This window comes from Tritonibacter scottomollicae (genome assembly GCF_032924845.1).
Taxonomy (GTDB): domain Bacteria; phylum Pseudomonadota; class Alphaproteobacteria; order Rhodobacterales; family Rhodobacteraceae; genus Epibacterium; species Epibacterium scottomollicae.
In genome coordinates this window covers 633,307-655,412 of the sequence record NZ_CP136704.1, presented here as the reverse complement: position 1 = coordinate 655,412, position 22,106 = coordinate 633,307, and the positions used below count along the sequence as shown (strand labels likewise).

The window sequence follows — 22,106 nt, the reverse complement described above, 5'->3', positions numbered from 1 at the left end:
ATTTCATAGATCCGCAGGCGGGTGAGCTTTTGATGTATTCTCCCGCAAACTCTTGAGAACAAAGGCCAGCAGCGCTTGGCGTGCTACTCAACAACGCAAGGCAAGGCTTTCTCTATTGTTCCGAGCCTGGATTCTTGCTTCATTCGCCCCGACGAGGGGACAATATTGATAAAAATACTTCACACTGCCGACCTCCACTTGGATTCACCACTCCGATCACTTGCGCTGAGAAATTCTGGCCTGCGCGACACCATTGCAGCAGCGTCCCGAAGTGCCTTCAGCCAGTTGATCGACCGTGCGATTTCCGAAGAGGTCGCCGCATTTCTGATTGCCGGTGATCTCTTCGACGGCAAGGAACGCACGGCTACAACCGGCGCTTTCTTGTTGGCAGAACTGGATCGGCTTGGTGAGGCGGGTATCGAAGTCTTCTACATCAAGGGAAACCATGACGCGGAGAATCCGATAGCCGGAGCCCTCGACCTGCCCGCCCATGTGCATGTGTTCGACGCGCGCGGGGGCAAGAAACAACTGAACGATGACATCTGGATTCACGGTGTCAGCTTTGCCGATAGCCATGCCCCGGACAGCCTTCTCCCGCGCTTCAAATCACCGGTGCCGGGTGCGGTGAACATTGCGATGCTGCACAGCTCTCTTGGGGGGGCTGCAGGTCATGATGACTATGCCCCTTGCAGCATCACCGCACTGACCGAGATGGGGTTTGATTACTGGGCGCTTGGTCACATCCACAAGCGGCAGGTACATTCGCGAACACCATGGGTTGTGATGCCCGGCATGCCACAGGGCCGTGATATCGGCGAGGCTGGCCCCAAGTCCGCGACACTTCTGACGATTGATCGTGGATGCATCAATGTGAGTGAAGTGCCCACATCTGTCGTAGAATTTGTCCATACCGAGCTGGACGTGACCGAAGCCGACAATAACGAGACCCTGCGCGCACTGCTCAAGACCCACCTAAAAGAGACGCGGCACGCAATCTCTGCACCCGCAGGCGTCCTCCGCTTGTCTCTGACCGGTTGCCCTGCCCGCCATTGGAAATTCCTCAGGGACCGAGATGTCTGGAGCGAACAACTGGGCGAACTCGCCGAGAGCGCTGGCAATCTTTGGATCGACAAGCTGCTGTTCGCCTTTTCACCACCAAGCGCGAATGACACGGCCGGCAACGCCTCGGACGAGCTGGCCACAACCATGGCGACAATCCGCACGGAACCGGGGTTCACGGAGCTCGCGCGCACCGAGGTTGAGACAGTTCTGCAAGCTCTGCCTGCCACGATACGCGACAGACTGATGGCGGATGAGGCCGAGCGAGATGCCTTGGTCGAGCGCCTCGCGAAAGCGGGCGCAGATCTTGTGCTCGCGCAGATGAAGGGCGTGGAGAAATAATGCGGATCCAACGGCTTTCCCTCGACCGTTTCGGCCATTTTACCAACCGGCAGTTCGACTTCGGACCTGCGGGTGATGGTCATGATTTTCACATCATCTATGGCCCCAACGAAGCTGGTAAAACCACCACGATGGAAGCCGTCTTGCGGCTGTTTTACGGCTTTCCAACACGCGAGAGCTACGCGTTCAAGCACCCGCGCAAGAACCTGAAAATCTCCGCGATGCTGGATTTCGACGGGGAGCTGCGAAATTTCACCCGTCTGCCTACCAATAATGGCGCGCTGGTGGATGATACTGGTACTCCCGTACCGGAAGCGGCGCTGTCCGCTCATCTGGCCGGCCTGTCAGAACTGGATTACCGCCGCCTTCTTTGCCTCGACGATGAAACGATCGAAAGGGGCGGCGAGGAAATCGCCAACGCCGAAGGCGATATAGGGCGCCTGCTCTTTTCTGCTGCGGCGGGGGTCGCCGACCTCAGCAGCGTTCTGGACGGTATTCGTGAAAGGGCTGACGCGCTCTGGAAAAAACGCGGCCGCACCACACGCATCGCAGAACTAAAACGCGCGCTGATGGAAGTCGAAAAGGACATCAAGGCGCGCGACGTGACCGCCAGCGCGTGGAAGGCGCTCAAACGAGATCTTGGGAAGGCACAGGTCGCCGAACAGGCAGCGCGCACGGCACGCGATGCGTTAAACAGAGCGAAGGCCCGCACAGAGGCGCAACGACGCGCCCTGCCGCTGATCGCTGAGATACGCGAGCTTGAGCAAAACATAGCGCCTTGGTCCGATTATCCCGAGCATCTCGACTTTCATCCCGAGCGCCTGATTGAGCTGCGCAGTGATCGCGGCGTCGCCACGCAGAACATTGCACGCCTGACCGATGAAATCGCGGCACTGGAAAAAGATCGCGCAGCGCTCACGGTTGCGCCAGAGCGTCTTGAGCTCGCGACCGCCTTGGAGGCGCTGGAGGACCTTGCTGCGCGCGACCGCACTGCACATCTCGACCTCAAAAGGCGACAGGACGAACATCAAGCGGCAGAGACAGCCATGCGGCAGGCAGCCGTGGATCTAGGCATCACATCGCCGGATACGGATCTGCAAGACCTTATCCTGTCGAGCGCCGATATCGCCGAATTGGAGACTGCCGGAGAGCGGCTGCGCTTGGCCATTTCAAAAGAAGCGGCCGAGGCCGACGAAGTCGTAGAACTGCAAGAGCGCGTGGGCGCCGCCACCCAAGCCTTGCAAGCTGACATGCCATCCTCTGAGACTCCGGAAAAGGTTGGTGACATTCTGCTCCGGTTTGATGCGGACAGCCTTGCGCCCGCCCATGCAGCTGCGCTGCAAGCAATCGGGGTTGCGCAGGCAAAGCTCCGACGAGCCCTTTCGGCGCTCGCGTTCAACGGTGTCACATTCGACGCGCCGCCCGTCTGCCCAAGTTCGCGCCAGCAGGCAATAATCTGGTCCGAACGCCATCAGGAGTTGCTGCGTGAGCTTCGCAAGACGACGGACAAACGGGACGAGTACCTAGAGGACGCGGAGGCGCGCGCCGCCCACGCCAACGCACTGACACGGAGTGCAAAGATCGTCTCTGACGCAGAATCTGAGGAGTTGCGCGGGCTGCGTGACGCTCGATGGTCAGAGCATCTCGCCGCATTAGACACCGGCACTGCCAACAGTTTTCACACGGCGATGCAACTGCATGACAATGCCGCAGATGCGCGATTGGCGCAGCATCGCGAACTGGCACAGCTGCGCGAGATTTCACAGGCCGAGGCCGAGGCGCGCGCACGCGCAGCACAGACCGAAACGCGTCTCGCATCCCTGCGCCAAGAACTCTCTAACATTGAGGCGGCGGTCCATGCGGCAGCAACCCAAGTGGGGCTTGCCGCCAGCATCATGCCTGCCGAGTGGCTGGAATGGGTGCATCGACACGAGGTGGCCAGTGACGACGCTCAGGCCCTTTGGGAAACGCAAGAGGCGCATCAATCAACACTGCAGCGCGCCGACGCCCTGATGGCAGAGCTTTCAGCTGTCCTGCCGGTCGCTCCTGCAGATCTCGATATCGCCCTGAAAACGGCAAGACGTCTGGCCGAGGAGGAGCGCAAACAAGCAGAGATGCGCGTAAAGGCCGAGCACCTACTGCAACAGGCGCAACGTGATCTTTGCCGTCGTAGAGAGCGCCACGCAGACGCACTTAAAGCCAAGGAAAGTGCCAACCGGACCTGGCGCGCGCTTGTCAATGACCTTGCCGGAGCGCTGCTTTCGCCAGAACGTCTGATGGCCTCTTTGGAACCGCTGCGCGCCTTGCGCGAGTACGAGAAGACCCGCGCGAATGCTGCGCGAAGGGTCACAACAATGCAGGCAGACCAAAAGCAGTTCATCACGGAAGTCAGCACCTTAGCGCACGCTCATGATGTTCCAGCCCAAACCACGGCCGCCGAAACATACGCGACGCTCAAATCACTCGCGGAAGACGCGCGCTTGGCGCGGGAGAAGCGCGAGGCAATCGACACTGCAATAGCGGCCGCCAAGGCCGACAAAGACACCCACACAAAAGCGCAAAATGCCATCGATCAAGAGGTCGCGGCGATCGCATCAATCTTCCCGAAGCCTGACGCGCTGCAGGATGTTGATCGTCTGCGTGAGGTCGTAACCCGCGCACAGAAGGTGATCGAAGACCGCGCCTTGCTTGAAAAGCGCACCCGCGAAGTCCTGTCCGAGCTTGAAACCACCGATATGGAGGCGGCTCGGGCTGAGCTTTCTCGAACCTCGGTCGCCGCACTGGAGGCCGCACTGGAAAGCCACGGCTCCGACCTTTCCCACGCCGAAGAAGAGCTGACCCGATCAACCCAAGCGCGGGTCACGGCGGAACATGCCCTTGCCGCGATCAAGGGCGACGACGCGGTTGCCACGCTGGTCGAACAAAAGGCGATGCTGGAACTTCAGTTGGAGGACGCTGCAGTGGAGCATCTTGAGTTGTCCTTGGGTCATCACCTCGCCTCCGACGCAATTCGACGCTACCGTGACAGTCACCGCAGCGGAATGCTAACGGCGACAGAGCAGTGTTTCTCCAGCCTCACACACGGTGCCTACCCCTCCCTCAGCACCCAGATCGACAAGGATAGCGAGGTTTTGCTGGCCGTTGACAATAATGGCGTCAGCAAAAGGGCGGATGAAATGTCAAAGGGCACGCGGTTCCAGCTGTATCTGGCACTGCGTGCAGCGGCGCACGATCAGCTTGTCGCTCAAGGCACGACACTTCCCTTTTTCTGCGATGATATTTTTGAAACCTTCGATGAGGCGCGCACCAGTGCCGCGTGTCGCGTCATGGAAACCATAGGTAGACGCGGACAGGCGATTTACCTGACCCATCACCGCCATGTGGTCGATATCGCCAAGGCCGTTTGCACCACGCCACCCATTGTTCATGAGCTTTAGAGCGCGGCGGCCTTGGCGGATCTGTCTTAGCCCGAGGGCAACACATAGTGGAGTTGTTGGTGGTGCTTGCGTGCCCGGCCTCCGATATCAATTCACACGGTAGGACAAACCGCCGACGATCAACGTTTTTCTCCGCCATATGCTGTAAGGCTGCTCGCAAGTGTGACGCCATACGAGAGCCAGTTGCCTTGCCGTTTCACGTCATGCCAGCTCTTTGGCGTGTTCGCGCAGGACAAACTTCTGGATTTTGCCCGTGGAGGTGCGTGGGATCGGCATGAACACGAACTGTCCCGGTACTTTGTAGGACGCCAGCTGTTCTTTGCACCACGCACGCAAGACTGCCGCATCCACGGTTTGACCGCCGACCAATTCCACAAAAGCGCAGGGCGTTTCGCCCCATTTTTCATGAGGCATCGCAACCACTGCGACAGTCTCAACCGCAGGATGGCGATACAGCGCTTCTTCCACCTCGATCGACGAAATATTCTCGCCCCCCGAAATGATGATGTCCTTGGAGCGATCCTTGAGCTGGATATAGCCATCCGCGTGCCGCACCCCCAGATCACCGGAATGGAACCATCCCCCCGCAAAAGCCGCCTGCGTGGCTGCAGGATTGCGAAAGTAGCCCTTCATCACGACGTTGCCGCGAAACATCACCTCGCCCATGGTTTTGCCGTCACGCGGCACGGGCTGCATGGTTTCGGGGATCAGCACGTCAAGACCTTCGAGCGGCAGATAGCGCACGCCCTGACGGGATTTCAGCGCCGCTTGTTCCGCCGCAGGCAGGTTTGACCAGTCTTGATGCCAGTCATTCACTACGGCGGGTCCGTAGGTTTCGGTCAGCCCATAAAGATGCGTCACGTCGAAACCTGCGGTTTTCATATCTGCCAACAGCTTTTCGGGCGGCGGGGCGGCGGCCGTGAAGACCTGAACCGTCTGGCTGAGAGGGCGTTTTTGAGCTTCGGGGGCAGAGATCATCAGAGACATCACGATCGGTGCGCCGCAGAGATGGGTGACGCCCTCCTCCGCCAGGGCGGTCCAGATCGGCTCTGCCCTGACCTGGCGCAAACACACATGGGTTCCGATAATTGCCGACAGGGTCCAGGGGAAACACCAGCCGTTGCAGTGGAACATGGGCAGGGTCCACAGATAGACCGCATGTTTCGCCATCGAGGTGGTCAGCGCATTGCCCTGTGCCAAGAGGTAAGCACCACGATGATGCGAGACCACACCCTTCGGGTCGCCGGTGGTGCCTGAGGTGTAGTTGATTGAAATCGCATCCCATTCATCCAGCGGCATCAGCCAGTCAAAATCGGGATCACCCGTGGCGAGAAACGCGTCATAGTCCTGCAGATCAGTTTGGATCTCAGCCTCGGAGAACTCAGGATCATTGTACTGAATAATCAGCGGCTTCACTGTTGCCAGTGCCAGCGCCTCTTGCACCAGCGGCATGAATTCGCGATCCACAATGACCACTTTCGACATGGCGTGGTCCAGCTGAAACGCGATCACGGATGCATCAAGGCGCGTATTCACCGAGTGCAAAACTGCGCCGCACATGGGCACACCATAGTGGCATTCCAGCATCGCAGGCGTATTGGCCAGCACGGCAGACACCGTATCCCCACGCCCGATGGCCTGCTGCGCCAAAGCAGACGCCAGTTGGCGCGACCGCGCGTAAAACTCCGCATAGCTGCGACGCAACGCGCCATGCACGATCGCTGTGTGTTCCGGAAAGACCAACGCTGCCCGTTCCAGAAATGTCAGCGGTGTCAGCGGCTGGTGGTTTGCGGGATTGCGGTCCAGGTCGGTGTCGTAGGGGTTCGCACTCATGTCTCAGGCGTCCTGCCAATGGGGGCTGCGCTTTTCAATGAATGCGCTGATACCTTCGCGCGCGTCCTGCGCCAGCATATTTTCGACCATCACGCTGGAGGCGTAGTCATAGGCGTCAGACAGCGACATGTCGCGCTGCGCGTAAAAGGCGCGTTTTCCGGTCGCCAGTGTCATGCTGGATTTTGACGCGATCTTGCGTGCAAGCTCCATCGTCGTGTCTTGCAACACGTCTGACGCAACGGCGTGGTTTACAAGACCGATCTCCGCCGCCCGCGTGGCTGACGTGATATCGCCCGTCAGCAACATCTCCATCGCGTGTTTGTTCGCCACATTGCGCGACAGCGCCACCATCGGGGTGGAGCAGAACAGCCCGATATGCACGCCGGGCGTGCTGAATGATGCGCTATCCGATGCAATCGCCAGATCGCAGCTTGCAACCAGCTGGCAGCCAGCGGCAGTCGCAACACCGGTGACTTCGGCGATGACCGGCTTGGGGCAATTCACGATGCCCTGCATGACGCCCGCACACATCGACATGATCTTGGCAAAATAGGCTTTGCCACCATCGTCTGCGCTGCGTCCCGCCGTCATTTCCTTCAGGTCGTGACCGGCACAAAACGCAGGACCGTTGGCGGCCAGAACAACGACGCGCACGGCTTGGTCCGCCCCCGCGGCGTCAAAGGCCGCGCCAAGTTCTGCCAGCATCGCCTCGGACAGTGCATTGCGCCGCCCAACATCATTCAGTGTCAGCCGTAGAATTCCGCTCGCGTCCAGATCACGCTGCAGGATGTCGGAGGTGGTCACGACGATACTCCTTTCGGGGTTCAAACTATGTTGATTTCTACACTGTCAGCCAAAGTATTGGCGATAAAGCAATATCGATGCGCGCGGTCCTGCATTTGCGCCAGTTCCTCGGTGGTAACGGCAAACCCAGTGTCGAAACGCACCACAGGATGCAGGTCGATCCGGGTCACCGACATTTGCCCCTTTGGGTTTTTGCCCAGATGCGCCTCAGCGTAATCGTGATAGCTTGCCACCGGCCAACCCGCTTTGGCCGCCAGCGCCAGAAAAGTCATCATGTGGCAACTGGACAGCGCCGAAGCCAGCGCCTGTTCGGGGTTTGTGTTGTCCGGATCTCCGCCCCAGTCTGGGGCGGAGTCCACAAGCATGTCATAGCGGTTGTTGTACTGAACCGTATGTTCGTTGGAATATGTCCCTGTCTGAAACACAGGTGCCGCACGCTGCCAATGCAGCTCAATGGCGAGGTCTGACATTTGAATTGCCTTTTCTGAAGATGCCTTACGCCGCTGCGATCTGCTTTTTGGGATCATAGAACGGACGCTCACAGATGGTCGCACGGGCGGGGCCGGAATTGGTCACCACCTCGACCTCTGCGCCGATGTTGGCATGCTCTGCGGCAACCATGGCCAATGCGATGTTCTTCTCCAGACGTGGTGAATAGACCGCGGATGTCACCTTGCCGATTTCCTCACCGGCGGACTGCACCCCCCAGAAGGTCGTGTTCGGCCCGGTAAGTGGCGCACCGTCGAGGATCAGCCCCACCTGCTTGCGGCTGACGCCTTCTTCCTTGATCCGGCGCAGCGCGGCTTTGCCGATAAAGTCGGCCTCCATGTCAAGGTTCACCAGCCGGTCAAAACCCAGCTCGAACGGGTTGGTACCCATGTCTGCATCCGCGTGATAGGACAGCATCCCGCCCTCGATACGCCGGATGGACGACGTGTGACCAGGCTTCAGGCCAAACTCCAGCCCCGCGGCCATGATCGTCTCCCAAAGCAGATCACCCTTGGAGCCGTCACGCAGGTAGATCTCATACCCCAGCTCGCTCGACCAGCCGGTGCGGGACACCACCAGCGGGATGCCGTTCAGTTCAACCTCGCGCAGCCAGTAGTAACGCAGGTCCATAATCTCGTCACCGAACAGCGCTTTCATGATCTCACCCGACATGGGACCCTGCAATTGCAACGGCGAGACATCAGGTTCACCAATCACGACATCAAGGCCGGAATTGATCGCAACCCCTTGCGCCCACAGCAGAATGTCACTGTCGGCCAGCGAAATCCAAAAGTGGTTTTCAGCGAGGCGCAGCAAGATTGGGTCATTCAGGATGCCGCCATCGGCGTTTGTGATCAGAATGTATTTGCACTGCCCCACAGCCATCTTGGACAGGTCACGGCAGGTCAGCATCTGGGTGAATTGCGCGGCATCCGGACCGGTAATTTCGACCTGCCGCTCAACCGCGACATCACACAGGATCGCGTCGTTCACGAGGTTCCAGAAGTTCTGCTCCGGATCCCCGAAATCACGTGGGATATACATGTGATTGTAGACCGAAAACCCTTGCGCGCCCCAACGCACAGTTGCGTCAAAATAGGGCGATTTGCGGATCTGTGTGCCGAAACCAAAATCATCTGCGTGCATTGAAACGCCCTCCCGTTTTGTCCGTGATCCTCCCGACCACAAACTGCCAAACTCTGTCCGAGATATAGTCCGAGAGATGCAGCGACTGTGGTCTGAAGTTTTTCAATTCGCAGACTGGTCAGGCCGTTTATTGCCCTCCAACAGGACCGATTGGACCGGCTTGCCTATTTTTGACGTTCGCAGATGCCAGCTTTGCGATACTGGGCAAGGCTGACTTCACCTGCCGCGTCGCGAAATGAGTCATGTAGCGATCAATGCCGAGATCTTCGGCATGAAACTCTTCCATCAGATCCTGAAACGCAGAGAGCGTGGGTGTGATCACCTTCATGATGTAGTCGACCCCGCCACCCGTGGCGATGCAGTCAATGATCTCGTCGCGACTGTTGATGAAGGCCTCGAAACGATCAAAGTCTATCTTCCGGTGACGGCTCAACGAGACTGTCACAATCACTTGGGCGAAATCAGCCAGTTGCGCCAATGCGATGTCAGCATGATAGCCGCGAATATACCCGGCAGCTTTCAACCGTGTCAGCCGTGCCCAGCAGGGCGTCGCCGAAAGACTGCAAATCTCTGCCAGTCTTGCTTTGCTCAACTGGCCGTGTCTCTGCAGCGCACTCAGAATACGAATGTCTGCGGCATCAAGGGCAAGCTGTTTCATTCACGTCGTCCTTACGGTCCTAGCAATTTGCAGAATGCGGTCATGGACGGTTCTAGCCTGCCCCACCCGCGCCAACGCCCTCTTTTGCGACAAGTATCCACTCTTAACGCCCCGCTGACCTGCGCGCGTTCCCCAACTTCATTGGCGGAGAAAAACGATCTCTTGGCGGTACACCAGCACGGTGATTGGCAATTTGACGCGCAGTAGATTCCTTCGCAGCCGATCATACCTGCAATAGCGACGATGATACCGACACACCGCGTTCGACTGCGGAGACAACTGGAACACTGCGCATCGCGATTAGTTTGCCAAACCATACTAGGGTCAGGACTCGTTATCCTTCATAGCCAGAAGATGACGAGAGCGGCGAGAGCGATAGCTGACAGGAACACTGTTGGTGATCTGTCGTATCGTGTTGCGACCCTTCTCCAGTCTTTCAGCCTGCCGAACATGATCTCGATCTGGTTGCGGCGTTTGTAACGGCGCTTATCGTACTTGACAGGGGTTTTACGCTGTTTGCGCCCAGGGATGCACGCCTTTATCCCCTTGTCTTCCAACGCTTCTCTGAACCAGTCAGCGTCATAGCCCCGGTCGCCCAGCAGCCATCCGACCGTCGGCAGGCTGCTGCACAGAGCCCGTGCTCCGACGTAATCGCTGACTTGGCCGGCAGTGATGAACAAGTTGAGCGGGCGACCACGGCTGTCGCAGATCGCATGCAGCTTCGTGTTCATCCCGCCTTTTGTGCGACCGATCACCCGCCCGCGCTTGTCTCCAGGTCCCCTTTTTTCGCCCGTAGGCTGGAAGCCGTACGGTGCGCTTTGAGATACGTCGCATCGATCATGACAGTTTGTTCTTCGCGATGATCTGCGGCCAGACCGACCAGCATTTGTGCGAAAATGCCCTTATCGCTCCACCGCTTCCAGCGGTTGTACAACGTTTTGTGTGGGCCGTATTCCTTCGGTGCATCACGCCACCGCAAGCCATTGCGATTGATGAAGATAATGCCACTTAGGACCCGCCGGTCATCAACTCGCGGCTTGCCGTGAGACTTGGGAAAGAAGCGCTCAAGACGCGCCATCTGCGCATCGCTCAACCAGAAAAGATCAGACATCGTCACCGCCCATTTTTGATGCGGTGAATCACGCAGCCAACCGAAAATCAATGGGTCCTGACCCTAGGCCGGTCAGCGCCAAAGAACGTATGACCTGTACACACGGTACTCCCAAGCGCATGAAAGTATCCGCGGCGTTTGAATTCAAGCGGCAGGAGGTAACAGTGATAACGACGTCCCAAACGACGGCGTACCTTTGCCGGATGGCAATGCCGGGTCACATCTGCCCCTTTGGGCTGAAATCAACGCGTGGTGATCGCGTTGATCCTGCAGGGCCATTCCAACCAGTCGGCAGCATTGCGGCGCGGCGTTGCGCGCCAGATCGTCAAGGTCCATCGCCGCAACATCGACGTTAATTGATGATCACTTTGCAGGCAGAATTATTCGCGATGCTGAACTGCCTTGTTCTGCGCAGGTGAAGCACGACAGAGAGATGAGGGGATGTGTTACCGCCCTGCCCCGCCGATCAATTGCTTCCCGAACACTCGAAACTGACGTTTGGATCCTCTTTGAGCGCCTCGCGGCACGCCGCGCCTGTCAAAACTCGAGCAGAGTCATCCCTTCGACTTATTCGTCTGCCGGAGCAGTCTACAACTTACACCTGATCATTCCCGCTGGAGGCAAAAGCCCCACTTCGGTTTGCACGGGCTCAGCACTATGGTTAAACCAGAACTCTTCTGTCGCGGTGCGGCGGGTACGGACCCCTTCAGGCATTTTGCGCAACGCCAGCCCCGCCGCTGTGCCAATGATCGTGATCAACTGATCCAGACCATCCGCATCAAGCCAACCACCGCAATAGGTCTGTCTGCCCATTCGCATCGCTACCGGAGCGCCCTGCGCAGTCACAAGGATCACTTCGGCGTCCCCTTCCAATACCTCCAGATAGCAGTGTACCGCGCCGCCATTCCTCAGCGCGACAGGCATATCTGGCCGCAGGCTTTCCACTCGGGAAACCGTCACATCAAGCCCGACAAGCGCAGGTGGCAGCGGATTGGTCGGGATGTTGAAGTGATCATCCCGCGCGCCACTACGGGGGCCATAAAGGACTTCGGCATCGCTCTGTTCCAGCGAGGCTTTCAAATCCGCTGGCATATGCATCATGCCTGGCGCGAGTATCAGCCTATAGCCGGCGAAATCGCGCGCCTTGGCGGGAAGGATATCAATCGTAAGACCGGCCCGCCGAAGCGCTTTATAGTGGTCGAGGATCAGTTGGAAATAGCTGAGCCCAGCGCCATGCGGCTGCGTCGACCAAGCCCAATCGGCGTCATAATCAAACAAGATCGCCACTTGAGCCTGTGCGGACTGGACCTCAGGCGCGTCTTCCAACTCACTCGCCACGTCGCGTGCCTCCTCGATGGCAGGTGCGTCCTCGCTGTCGGGGCGCAGAAGTCCTGCGTGCATCTGTTCTTGTGCGAACGGGGCTTGCCGCCAGCGAAAATAACAAACCGCCTCAGCCCCATGGGCGAAGGCCTCCCAGGTCCAAAGTCGCACCATTCCCGGCAACGGCGCAGGATTGTAGGGGGCCCAGTTCACCGGGCCCGGCTGCTGCTCCATCACCCACCAACGCCCGCGCCCGACAGCACGGTAGAGATCGTGATGCAGCGCCTGGAAATCGGGATCGCCCTGCCGTGCATAGGCGCGTTGTTCTTCGGGCGTCGCACCGACGCGGTCCTCTAGAAACCCGAGCGGATAGCTGTCCCACGTCGCAATTTCCAGATCTTCTCCCAGCTTGAAGTGATCAAAATCGGTGATCCGCCCCATGTAGTTATGAGAAATCGGCGCGGTAGAGCATGCCTTGATGATGTCCACCTGAGCGCGGTTGAAGGCCACCACCTGATCCGAACTGAAGCGTTTGAACGCAAGCACATGCGCGGGGTTAGGTTCCGTCACCGTCAGGTTTGGCAGGCCGATCTCGGAAAAACTGCGGTATTCCATAGACCAGAACACATTGCCCCAAGCCGCGTTCAGGGCATTGATGTCGCCATCGAAAGTCTCAAACAGCCAGTCGTGAAAAGCCACTTTGGCGGCGTCGGAATAACTGATGGTCGTATCATGGCATCCATATTCGTTATCAGTCTGCCATGCTGCCACATAGGGATTGCCGCCGTAACGCTCCGCCATCAGACGGGTGATGCGCTGGCTCTCGGCAAAGTAGCCTTTGTGACTGAAGCAGTAATGCCGCCGTGATCCGAACCCGCGCACCTGCCCCTGTGCATCCACGGCGAACATGTCCGGGTGGCGATCTGCCATCCAACGTGGCGGCGTCGCTGTGGGCGTTCCCAATACCACCTGCAGGCCCTGCGCCCCAAGCGTCTCGATCGCGCGATCAAGCCAATCCCACTGCAGCTCACCTGGGTTAGGTTCGATCTTTGACCAAGAGAACTCACCGATGCGGACCCACGTAAGGCCTGCCTCTTTCATCCGCGCGGCGTCCTGAGCCCAGATTTCTTCCGGCCAATGTTCGGGGTAGTAGCAGGTGCCAAGGGTTCGTTTCATGATCGTCTCACAAGATGACTTGATGTTCACGCTGCCCCACGACCGATGTCGGCGCAGCGAAGGTCTGACCAGCGGGGGAGCGGTCCAGTCCCTCGGCTGCTGTGGTGATATACAGAGTGGAAAGATCCGCCCCACCAAAGGCCGGGCAGGAGGACTGTGGGGTTGGCACGGAAACAGATGCCAACAAGGCCCCTTCAGGGCTGTAGCAGGCCACGCGCCCTGCGCCCCATTGAGCGTTCCAGAGGTTGCCATCCGCGTCCACGACCGCGCCATCGGCGCCAAAATCCTCTCCGCTGAAATCAAGGTAGACTTCAGCCTCCCCTTCAGGCCAACCGGACTGAACCGCCAGCGGCTGGCGCAAGATCGTGCCCACATTGGTGTCGGCATAATACGCACAGGAGCGATCAGGCGCGAAGCAGATCGCGTTTGAAATGGTCACATCCGACACCAGTTGGCGCAATTCGCCGCGATAGTAGCGATAGATGGCCCCTGCCCCTTTTTCTGCATGAAAGCCCATGGTGCCGATCCAAAATCCCCCCCATGGATCCGCGCGCCCATCATTGGAGCGTGTTGTCGGATTATCCGCTTCCAGAGGACACAAAAGCACGCGCTCTTCGCTCAAGAGGTCGAACCGCCAAAGGCCAGTTTGGCTGGCGATGACCAGCGTATCATGATCCACCCAACCGGCAGCAGAGACGCATTGGGCAAACTGCCAGATGCGCGTCTCATCCCCCTCGACCGAGAGCATCCGCTTGCCCAGAATGTCGAACCAAAAAAGCTGTTGGCGCTCCGGGTGCCAAAGCGGTCCCTCTCCGAGTGCACAGGCCACATCACTGAAAACCGACGCGTTCACGAAAACGCCTCGTCATAGGCACGAACCATCTTCCGTGCGTTGGCTGCGATCTCTGCAACCGCCATGCCGGGCTGGAAGAGATTTGACCCGATCCCGAAACCGCTGATCCCCGCCGCCTTCCAATCGGCAAAATTCTCAGGCCCCACGCCGCCCACCGCATAGGTCGCGGTACCCGCAGGCAGGATCGTCTTGATCGCCCTAAAGCCATCAACTCCGAGTTTGAAAGCGGGGAAGAATTTCAGCCCATCCGCCCCCGCGCGAAGTGCGGTGAGTGCCTCAGTCGGGGTGAACACACCGGGAAAGGACAGCATCTCTGCCGCTTTGCTCGCCGCGATGACCTCTGGGTTGCAATCGGGCGAGACGACCATCTGCGCACCAATGTCCTGAAGACGCGCGACGGATTGCGTGTCAAGCACGGTCCCGGCCCCGATCAGCGCCCCGCCCGAAGCATGTTTCACCATCGCAGAAATACTGTCGAAAGGACTGGGTGAATTCAGCGGCACCTCAATGCGCGTAATTCCGGCTTCGATAAGCGCGTCTGTGACAGGCAATGCTTCCTCGGGTGTAAGCCCCCGCAGGATGGCAATAATATTGCGGCTCATGGATTTATCCTTACTTCATTTGAGCGCGGGCGGCACTGAGACCGGCCAGCGTGGCTTTTTCCGCTTCAAAGATCTCGACCGTCGCGCCCCCTATTTTGAGAGCTGTGGCGTAGGCCTGCGCGATTGCATTGTCGCCCACGACCACAACCGGACGCCCCCGCCAGGCGTCACGCATCGCCGCGACCTCCATGCCGAGCAGATATCCTGAGGCGCGCGCACGTGCCGCGACCGGATCAAGATCGTTCAACAAAGCTGCAGCCCGCAGACCAAAGAGCGCGTTGGCCAAGTGATCTGGCCTGGCAGCGCCATCCCGACATCCCGCGTCGAAGGCTTGATCGTCCCAACCTTCATGCGCCAGCGTATGCCGTAGCACGGAATGGTCGCTGACCAGTTGGAACAACTCACCCGACATAAAGGTCGAAAACCCGGTGATACTGCCCTTTTGAACCGAAACCCATTTGGTATGAGTGCCGGGCAGGCAAATGACCCCGTCTAGCTTTGAGTGCGTCGCAAAGACGCCGGCGATCTGGGTTTCCTCGCCGCGCATCACGTCGGCAGGTTCGGATTGTTTTACACCTGACAGGATATGCACGCGAAGACGCTTGTCCCCTGTTGCAACGCGTGTTGCGGTTTCAAACGAGGGCGGCCTGCACGGGGTTGCCATGTAGGGGGCCTCCGCCCAGCCCTGCCGTGAGCCCGCCATGCCGCAGCACACCACTGTCACTTCCCCGTCCGAGGTCAGATACGGCTCCAGCAAGTTCAAAAGTGTCTGCTCATACTCAGCGGGTGTCAGCCGCGACATGCCTTTGTCAGAATCGATGCGGCAAAGCGGCACCCCATCCGCCCCCATCGGCCAAAGCCGCAGATGCGAGGTGCCCCAATCCACCGCCACCCATTGAGCCGGAGTATGGTTCAGATCACTCATCCTGACACCACAACGCCACCATCCACCACCAGCGCCTGACCAGAGATCATGCGACTGGATTTGGACGCCAGGAAGAGGTCGATTCAACAATATCCTGGGGTGCGAGATGGTCTTTCAGGCACTGGCGCTCAAGATGCGCGGCAAGCGCCTCCGGCGTCGCCCATTTGTCGAGCTGTTTGTCGGTCAGCACCCAGCCCGGCGCAAGCGCGTTGACACGGATGCGGTCAGGCCCGAATTCACGCGCAAGGCTCCTGGTCATGCCGTTGATACCGGAATTGGCAGTGGTATAGGCCGGATATCCACTGTTCCCCATCATGTAGCTGATCGACGTGAAATTCACGATTGCGCCACCGCCAAGCTGCTGCATCCCCGGCAGCACCGCCTGGCAGGCGAAAAAGTATGCCTTGAGATTGATTGCCTGCGACCAGTCCCAGAAATCCTCGTCAACATCGAGTGTCGCGTGGCGCTGATCATTCGCAGCGTTATTGACCAACACGCCGATAGGGCCATGCGCGTGTGCGGCATGTGCAATCGCAGCTTTCAGCGCAGAGATATCGGTAATATCACATTGGACAAATAGCGGTCTGTTGCCGGTCTCCCTTTCCATCCGTTCGACAAACTCACTGGCGTCAGAGCGCCCGACAAAAGCCACCTTCGCCCCCTGTTTCAGAAAGCCTTCGGTCAGTGCCGCTCCAATACCAGAACCGCCGCCAGTGATGAAAACGGAGGCCCCCTCAAGGTCACGGAAAGTTGCGTTAAGATCCATATCAGTGGCTCTCCCTTGTCACGGGCCGAGTATCCTTACCCACCAGGAAATCCAGATCCGCGCCCCTGTCGGCCTGCAGGACGTGATCGACGTAGAGTTTCGCATAGCCGCGGGTGTAGTGCGGTTCGTCCGGTCGCCACGCCGCGCGGCGCGCCTCCATTTCTTCTGTTGAGATCAACAGCTCCAGTTCGCCCCTTGAGGCAGACACGCTGATCCGGTCGCCGGTTTTTACCAGTGCCAGCGGTCCACCCGCCTGTGCCTCGGGCGAAACATGCAAAATGACCGTCCCAAAAGCGGTGCCGGACATGCGCGCATCAGAGACGCGGATCATGTCCTTCACCCCTTGGGTCACCAGTTTGCGTGGGATCGGCATATTTCCCACCTCCGGCATCCCCGGATAGCCCTTCGGTCCACAACCCTTGAGCACAAGAATGGTCTCTGCCGTCACGGGCAAATCCTCGCGGTCGATATTGGCCTTCATGTCCTCAATGCTCTCAAACACATAAGCCTCGCCCTCGTGTTCCAGCAGATGGTCCGAAGCCGCAGAGGGCTTCACGATCGCGCCGTTGGGTGCAAGGTTGCCGCGCAGCACCCGCAAGCCGGCAGCGGTTTTCACGGGCGCGTCAAAACGGTGGATCACGTCTTCGTTGAAGCACTCAGCCCCGTCTGCATAGGCCGCAATATCGCCGCCCAGCACCGTCTTGGCGTTGCGCAGATGGCCCTGGTCCTGCAATTCCCTCAGCACCACGGGCATGCCGCCAGCGTAGCAAAAGTCTTCCATCAAGTATTGGCCCGAGGGCATGCAGTTGACCAGCAACGGGATCTCGGACCCGATCTCGAAATCCTTCAGGTCCAGCTCCACGCCAACCCGACCCGCCATCGCCAGAAGATGCACCACCGCATTGGTGGAGCCCCCGACGGCGGCATTTGCGAGGATGGCGTTTTCAAACGCCTGTTTGGTCATCACGTCAGAAGGCTTCAGGTCTTCCTCGACCATTTCGACGATCCGTTTCCCCGTGAGATGAGCCAGCGCCATGCGACGTGAATCTACCGCTGGAAGTGCGGCGTTTGTTGGCAGCGATAGGCCCATGGCTTCCACCAAGGACGCCATAGTCGATGCCGTGCCCATGGTCATGCACACTCCCTTTGAACGGCTCATGCCCGACTCCGCGCTCATGAAGTCCTTCAGGGTCATTTCGCCCGCACGCACCGCTTCAGAGAATTTCCACACGTCAGTGCCAGACCCGATATCCTGACCGCGGTATTTGCCGTTCAGCATTGGACCGGAGGAGACGACGATAGACGGCAGGTCGACCGATGCCGCCCCCATCAGCTGGCCCGGAGTGGTCTTGTCACACCCACCGAGCAGCACAACCCCGTCGATCCCATATGCGCGGATCGATTCCTCCACATCCATCGCCAGAAGGTTGCGAAACAGCATGGCCGTGGGCTTCATCTGAGTTTCGCCCAGGCTCATCACCGGGAACTCCACCGGAAAGCCGCCCGCCTCCCAGACCCCGCGTTTCACACCCTCAGCAAGGTCACGCAGGCCAGAGTTACACGGCGTCAGCTCGGACCAGGTATTGCAGATGCCGATGATCGGTCGCCCGTCAAAGGCATGATCTGGATAGCCCTGGTTCTTCATCCAGGACCGGTGAATGAAGCCGTCCTTATCCAGCTTGCCGTACCAGCCACGGCTGCGACGGTCTTTGGTCATAGTTTTTCTCCTTCGATCACCCAGATCGTTTCAGGGAATTGCCAGGGAAGCGTCAGCCCCTGTTGCATCAGGATCTGACCGCTGAGTGTGAGCGCCCCGTCCTTCAGTGCCGTGCGTCCCCGAGAAAGGTGGTGCAGCTCGTCGCGGTTCACGAGATCGATCCGGTAAAGCGCGAATGGATCAAGGTCAGTCAGCCGCAACGGGCGCGGCATGATCTGATGCGACGTGCGCGCCTTACCAGCAAAAACCACAAATCGACTGCCGTCGGCCGCCTGCTGCTGTTCTGCGATGACGCTGTCATCCGCACTATCGAGGCGCAGGATGTCCGCACCCATCCGCCAATGTCGGTTGTCTTTCCACCAGGCGGTGACGCGGGTGAGAACGTCGGCCTCCACCTCGGTTAATTCGCGTGGGTCCATCTCGAACCCCATGTGTCGCTGCGCCGCGACCCAGGCGCGCATGTGGATGTCGATCATCCGCCCCGACGTATGGCACCGGCGCGGCCCGACATGCGAACCTGTGACCGGCAGCGGCAGGAACAGCGCCGCATCGTGCTGGATACGCAGCCGCTCCAGTGCGTCGTTGCTGTCGGACAGCCAAACCCGCTGCGTGAGGCTCAGAATTCCGGCATCAATCCGCCCGCCACCTGAGGCACAGCTCTCGATTTCGACCTCCGGAAAAGCCGTACGCAGGTCTCGTAGAAGCGTATAAATGCCCTCAGACTGTGCCGCATCAGCGACGGGTAGCAAACGGTTGTGATCCCACTTCAGGTAGTCGATCCGGTTTGTGCTCAGGATCGTTGAAAGCGTCTCGAACAGGTGGTCTCGCACGTCGCCTCTCGACAGGTCCAGAACGCGCTGTTGGCGCCCCTCGATCTGATCGATAGGCCCAAGAATCCAGTCCGGATGCGCCCGCGCCAGATCGCTGTCGAGGTTCACCATCTCCGGCTCGACCCACAGGCCGAAGGTCATGCCGAGGCGCTCGACATGGTCGATCAGTGGCGTCAGCCCCTCGGGCCATTTGCGGCGGTCGATGTCCCAATCGCCCAACGATGAGGTGTCGTCATCACGTTTCCCGAACCACCCATCATCAAGCACGAAACGTTCCGCGCCCAGCTTGGCCGCCCGCTCTGCGATCTCGCTCAGGACGCCGAAGTCATGCTTGAAATAGACCGCCTCCCAGCAATTGTAATGCACCGGGCGTGGGATATCGGGCTTTGGCCAAACAACCACATGGTCGCGCAGCAGGCGTTGAAAGGCAGTCGCACATCCGTTGAAACCGCGTTGAGACACTGCCAGATATAGCGGCGCGCTGCGAAACCTGGTGCCGGCAGGGCGCGCACCGGACGCATGACCCCACTGTATCTGACGCCTTCCAGAAGGCAGCTCTTCCGCAATCATCACATGTCCGCCGGACCAGCCATAGTGCATGGCAAAGACGGTACCTTGGGTATTGGTGGCGCCCGCTTCTGGGAAATAGGCCAAAGGCGGGTGCTCATGACCGGACCGCCCGGACCGTGCCTCACGCTTGTGGATACCCGCGCGCCAGGGGGCGCGTTCCATTTGAAATTCACCGATCCAACGGCCCGAGAAATCCACGATCTCCTGCCCCATTTGCGGCCCTGGTAAAACCGGCGCTGCGAGATGATGCAGTGTGATCTCCTGCTCTGCGGTCAGCGACGTCGAGGCCGCAATGGTCTCGCCCCGCACCTCGAAGTCTATGATCAGAGTCAGGTCAAGCTTGCGATCCCTACAGGTGAACCGATGGCCATTTGTCTCTTCCAGCCGGAAACGCGGATAGAGCGGCACGCCATCGCGATATGCAATCAATCCCGGCTGCCCCTCGAAGGACAGAGCAGCCTCTGGGCATAACGACAGCGGTGGCAGACGATCGATCATCCCCCCCGTCACTTCCTGTTCACAGGCACGGGCCAGCGCGGTCAGATCCGTCTCCGGGTGCAGCGAAGGCCCCCAGTAGAGCCCGCCGGGAAGACCTCCGTCAGATGACAGCACCAGCGTTTGGCCCGGCGCATCAATCCGCCAAAGTTGCAGCCCTGCGCTCATTTCACCGCACCAAGTGTGAGACCCGCAATGAAGTGTCGCTGCATCAGGAAAAACATCGCCACCGGTGGCAGCGCCGCGACGATCGATCCTGCACTCATCAGGTGATAGGCGGCACGATACTGCGCATTAAACGAGGTGATCCCCGCCGTAACCGGCTGGCTCTCGGCGCCCTGGGTCAACACCACTGCCCAAAAATAGTCGTTCCAGATGAAGGTGAAGATCAGCACCGACAACGCTGCGATCGCAGGCTTCATCAACGGCAGCACGACAAACCAGAAAATCCGCCATTCCGCGACACCCTCGACCCGCGCGGCCTCGATCAGCTCAAATGGCAGGGCGCGGATGAAGTTGCGCATGAACAATGTACAAAAACCGGTCTGAAAGGCCACATGGAAAAGCACCAGTCCAAGCTTGGTGTTATAAAGCCCCATATCCAGAGTCAGATCGCGCACCGGCACCATCAGGATTTGAAACGGCACAAAATTCCCGGCCACAAACATGAAGAACAACAAGAGGTTGCCGCGGAATTTATACACGCCAAGCGCAAAACCGGTCATGCAGGACAGGGCCACCGCACCGATCACCGTCGGTACTGTAATCAGCACCGAATTCAGGAGATAGCGCGGCATGTCAGAAGCAAAGAAAACCTTGCCGTAGTTCTCAAAGCCTTTGAACGCGGAGGGCCAGCCCCAATAGTTGCCGGTGGTGAAATCCACATCCGGCTTGATGGAAAACACGGCCACCGCGATCAGGGGCAACAGCCACAGTACCAGCGCCATCGGCACGAGCGCCTGATAGGTGGCGACCCAGGCGGGAGAGGATTTCTCGATCGGACGCGGGAACATCAGCGGCCCCCTTTCTCTTCTTGGTACATCGACCACAGGAAGTAGGCGATGAAGGACAGCATGATGAGGAACAGCACCACCGCAATGGCTGCGCCGTAGCCCATGCGGAAACCGTATTCTGACAAGGCTTTTTCAAACATGTAAAAGGACAGAACGCGGGACGATCCAAACGGTCCGCCGTTGGTCATGATCGAAATCAGATCGAAAGATCGCAAGGCCCCGATGATCGTCACGACGAAGGCAATGAATGTGGCAGGCCGCAGCTGCGGGATGATGACATACCACAGCATCTTCATGCCCTTTGCGCCATCCAGACGGGCGGCTTCCACTTGCTCGGGGTCCACCGCATTAAGCCCCGTGAGGTAGAGGATCATGCAATAGGCCGTTTGCGGCCAGAGACCGGCAACAATGATACCGTAGGTCACAAGGTTCGGATCACCCAATACATTGACCGTACCAAAGCCGAAAAAACCAAGGATCTGATTCAACAAGCCAAACGTCGGGTCGTAAAACCAGCTGAACACCAGTCCTACCACCACTTGGCTGATCACAAACGGGAAGAAGAACAGAGATTTGTATAGCCGAATACCGACAACGTTCTGGTTCAGGAACAGCGCAATCGCCAATCCCGCCGGAATCGCCAGCAGATACATCAGCAGCCATTTCAGGTTGTTCCACATGGAGACCTCAAAGGCGCGGTCATCCATCAGCTCAATATAATTCTCCGCCCCCACATAGACCGGCTCTCCGAGGCCATCCCAGCGGTAGAACGACAGGTTAAAGCTCTGCACAATCGGAAAGATAACGTAGAACGCGAAGAACAATACGCCAGGCAACAGGAATAGAGCCGGCGCCAGTGCCTGACGGTTGCGCCGGATCCAGCCCGGCGCACCATCGTTAAGCGGAGTTGTTGTGTCAACCAAAGGAGCACCTCCAGGATACACGCACCACGCTGCGGAT

At 58.9% G+C, this 22,106-nt stretch carries 15 protein-coding genes and 2 pseudogenes; 2 read left to right on the top strand and 15 right to left on the bottom strand.

The window, feature by feature from the left end; translation table 11 throughout:
* Window positions 1-165: 165 nt before the first annotated feature.
* Window positions 166-1,401, top strand: a complete 1,236-nt coding sequence (locus tag R1T40_RS03685) for a metallophosphoesterase family protein (protein WP_317385915.1) — start codon at window positions 166-168, stop codon at window positions 1,399-1,401.
* Window positions 1,401-4,838: an AAA family ATPase gene (locus R1T40_RS03680; protein ID WP_317385914.1), complete on the top strand. Its 3,438-nt coding sequence runs from the start codon at window positions 1,401-1,403 to the stop codon at window positions 4,836-4,838. Before R1T40_RS03685 ends, R1T40_RS03680 begins: the two co-directional genes overlap by 1 nt.
* A gap of 201 nt (window positions 4,839-5,039) precedes the next feature.
* On the opposite strand, the gene R1T40_RS03675 is transcribed toward R1T40_RS03680, so the two are convergent.
* The 15 genes and pseudogenes from R1T40_RS03675 to R1T40_RS03605 all read right to left on the bottom strand — a co-directional run bounded on the left by R1T40_RS03675 (window position 5,040) and on the right by R1T40_RS03605 (window position 22,069).
* Entirely contained in the window at window positions 5,040-6,671 is a 1,632-nt protein-coding gene (locus R1T40_RS03675; protein ID WP_317385913.1) for an acyl-CoA synthetase, read from the bottom strand.
* Window positions 6,672-6,674: 3 nt separating this feature from the next.
* Window positions 6,675-7,475: an enoyl-CoA hydratase gene (locus R1T40_RS03670; RefSeq protein ID WP_317385912.1), complete on the bottom strand. Its 801-nt coding sequence runs from the start codon at window positions 7,473-7,475 to the stop codon at window positions 6,675-6,677.
* 20 nt (window positions 7,476-7,495) lie between these two features.
* Entirely contained in the window at window positions 7,496-7,945 is a 450-nt protein-coding gene (locus R1T40_RS03665; RefSeq protein WP_106164483.1) for an OsmC family protein, read from the bottom strand.
* Between the two features lie 25 nt (window positions 7,946-7,970).
* Window positions 7,971-9,110 (bottom strand): glycine cleavage T C-terminal barrel domain-containing protein, encoded by a 1,140-nt coding sequence (locus R1T40_RS03660; RefSeq protein ID WP_317385911.1) that lies wholly within the window; start codon window positions 9,108-9,110, stop codon window positions 7,971-7,973.
* A gap of 127 nt (window positions 9,111-9,237) precedes the next feature.
* Window positions 9,238-9,768, bottom strand: a complete 531-nt coding sequence (locus R1T40_RS03655; RefSeq protein ID WP_106164481.1) for an Lrp/AsnC family transcriptional regulator — start codon at window positions 9,766-9,768, stop codon at window positions 9,238-9,240.
* A gap of 341 nt (window positions 9,769-10,109) precedes the next feature.
* A pseudogene (locus tag R1T40_RS03650) lies at window positions 10,110-10,879 on the bottom strand (IS5 family transposase).
* Between the two features lie 588 nt (window positions 10,880-11,467).
* A complete protein-coding gene (locus R1T40_RS03645) occupies window positions 11,468-13,375 on the bottom strand; it encodes a beta-galactosidase (protein WP_317385910.1) in 1,908 nt (635 codons plus the stop codon).
* A 7-nt stretch (window positions 13,376-13,382) separates the two neighbouring features.
* Window positions 13,383-14,228: an SMP-30/gluconolactonase/LRE family protein gene (locus R1T40_RS03640; RefSeq protein WP_317385909.1), complete on the bottom strand. Its 846-nt coding sequence runs from the start codon at window positions 14,226-14,228 to the stop codon at window positions 13,383-13,385.
* Window positions 14,225-14,830, bottom strand: a complete 606-nt coding sequence (locus tag R1T40_RS03635) for a 2-dehydro-3-deoxy-6-phosphogalactonate aldolase (protein WP_317385908.1) — start codon at window positions 14,828-14,830, stop codon at window positions 14,225-14,227. Before R1T40_RS03635 ends, R1T40_RS03640 begins: the two co-directional genes overlap by 4 nt.
* Before the next feature lie 10 nt (window positions 14,831-14,840).
* Window positions 14,841-15,755, bottom strand: a complete 915-nt coding sequence (locus tag R1T40_RS03630; protein ID WP_317385907.1) for a 2-dehydro-3-deoxygalactonokinase — start codon at window positions 15,753-15,755, stop codon at window positions 14,841-14,843.
* Window positions 15,752-16,521, bottom strand: a pseudogene (locus tag R1T40_RS03625) (SDR family NAD(P)-dependent oxidoreductase). Before R1T40_RS03625 ends, R1T40_RS03630 begins: the two are co-directional and overlap by 4 nt.
* Before the next feature lies 1 nt (window position 16,522).
* Window positions 16,523-18,238 carry an IlvD/Edd family dehydratase gene (locus R1T40_RS03620; protein WP_317385906.1) on the bottom strand — a complete coding sequence of 572 codons (1,716 nt, stop codon included), beginning with the start codon at window positions 18,236-18,238 and terminating at the stop codon, window positions 16,523-16,525.
* Window positions 18,235-20,301: an alpha-galactosidase gene (locus R1T40_RS03615; RefSeq protein WP_317385905.1), complete on the bottom strand. Its 2,067-nt coding sequence runs from the start codon at window positions 20,299-20,301 to the stop codon at window positions 18,235-18,237. Before R1T40_RS03615 ends, R1T40_RS03620 begins: the two co-directional genes overlap by 4 nt.
* Window positions 20,298-21,146 carry a carbohydrate ABC transporter permease gene (locus R1T40_RS03610; RefSeq protein WP_317385904.1) on the bottom strand — a complete coding sequence of 283 codons (849 nt, stop codon included), beginning with the start codon at window positions 21,144-21,146 and terminating at the stop codon, window positions 20,298-20,300. The genes R1T40_RS03615 and R1T40_RS03610 overlap by 4 nt, the downstream gene beginning before the upstream one ends.
* Window positions 21,146-22,069, bottom strand: coding sequence for a carbohydrate ABC transporter permease (locus tag R1T40_RS03605; RefSeq protein ID WP_317385903.1), 924 nt, complete (start codon window positions 22,067-22,069; stop codon window positions 21,146-21,148). The genes R1T40_RS03610 and R1T40_RS03605 overlap by 1 nt, the downstream gene beginning before the upstream one ends.
* Window positions 22,070-22,106 lie beyond the last annotated feature (37 nt).

Excerpts from the sequence above, each read along its gene's own strand:
- R1T40_RS03630 (WP_317385907.1), bottom strand. The coding sequence starts at position 15,755 with ATGAGTGATCTGAACCATACTCCGGCTCAATGGGTGGCGGTGGATTGG.
- R1T40_RS03665 (WP_106164483.1), bottom strand. The coding sequence starts at position 7,945 with ATGTCAGACCTCGCCATTGAGCTGCATTGGCAGCGTGCGGCACCTGTG.
- R1T40_RS03610 (WP_317385904.1), bottom strand. The coding sequence starts at position 21,146 with ATGTTCCCGCGTCCGATCGAGAAATCCTCTCCCGCCTGGGTCGCCACC.
- R1T40_RS03615 (WP_317385905.1), bottom strand. The coding sequence starts at position 20,301 with ATGAGCGCAGGGCTGCAACTTTGGCGGATTGATGCGCCGGGCCAAACG.
- R1T40_RS03680 (WP_317385914.1), top strand. The coding sequence starts at position 1,401 with ATGCGGATCCAACGGCTTTCCCTCGACCGTTTCGGCCATTTTACCAAC.
- R1T40_RS03660 (WP_317385911.1), bottom strand. The coding sequence starts at position 9,110 with ATGCACGCAGATGATTTTGGTTTCGGCACACAGATCCGCAAATCGCCC.
- R1T40_RS03620 (WP_317385906.1), bottom strand. The coding sequence starts at position 18,238 with ATGACCAAAGACCGTCGCAGCCGTGGCTGGTACGGCAAGCTGGATAAG.
- R1T40_RS03675 (WP_317385913.1), bottom strand. The coding sequence starts at position 6,671 with ATGAGTGCGAACCCCTACGACACCGACCTGGACCGCAATCCCGCAAAC.
- R1T40_RS03645 (WP_317385910.1), bottom strand. The coding sequence starts at position 13,375 with ATGAAACGAACCCTTGGCACCTGCTACTACCCCGAACATTGGCCGGAA.
- R1T40_RS03655 (WP_106164481.1), bottom strand. The coding sequence starts at position 9,768 with ATGAAACAGCTTGCCCTTGATGCCGCAGACATTCGTATTCTGAGTGCG.
- R1T40_RS03635 (WP_317385908.1), bottom strand. The coding sequence starts at position 14,830 with ATGAGCCGCAATATTATTGCCATCCTGCGGGGGCTTACACCCGAGGAA.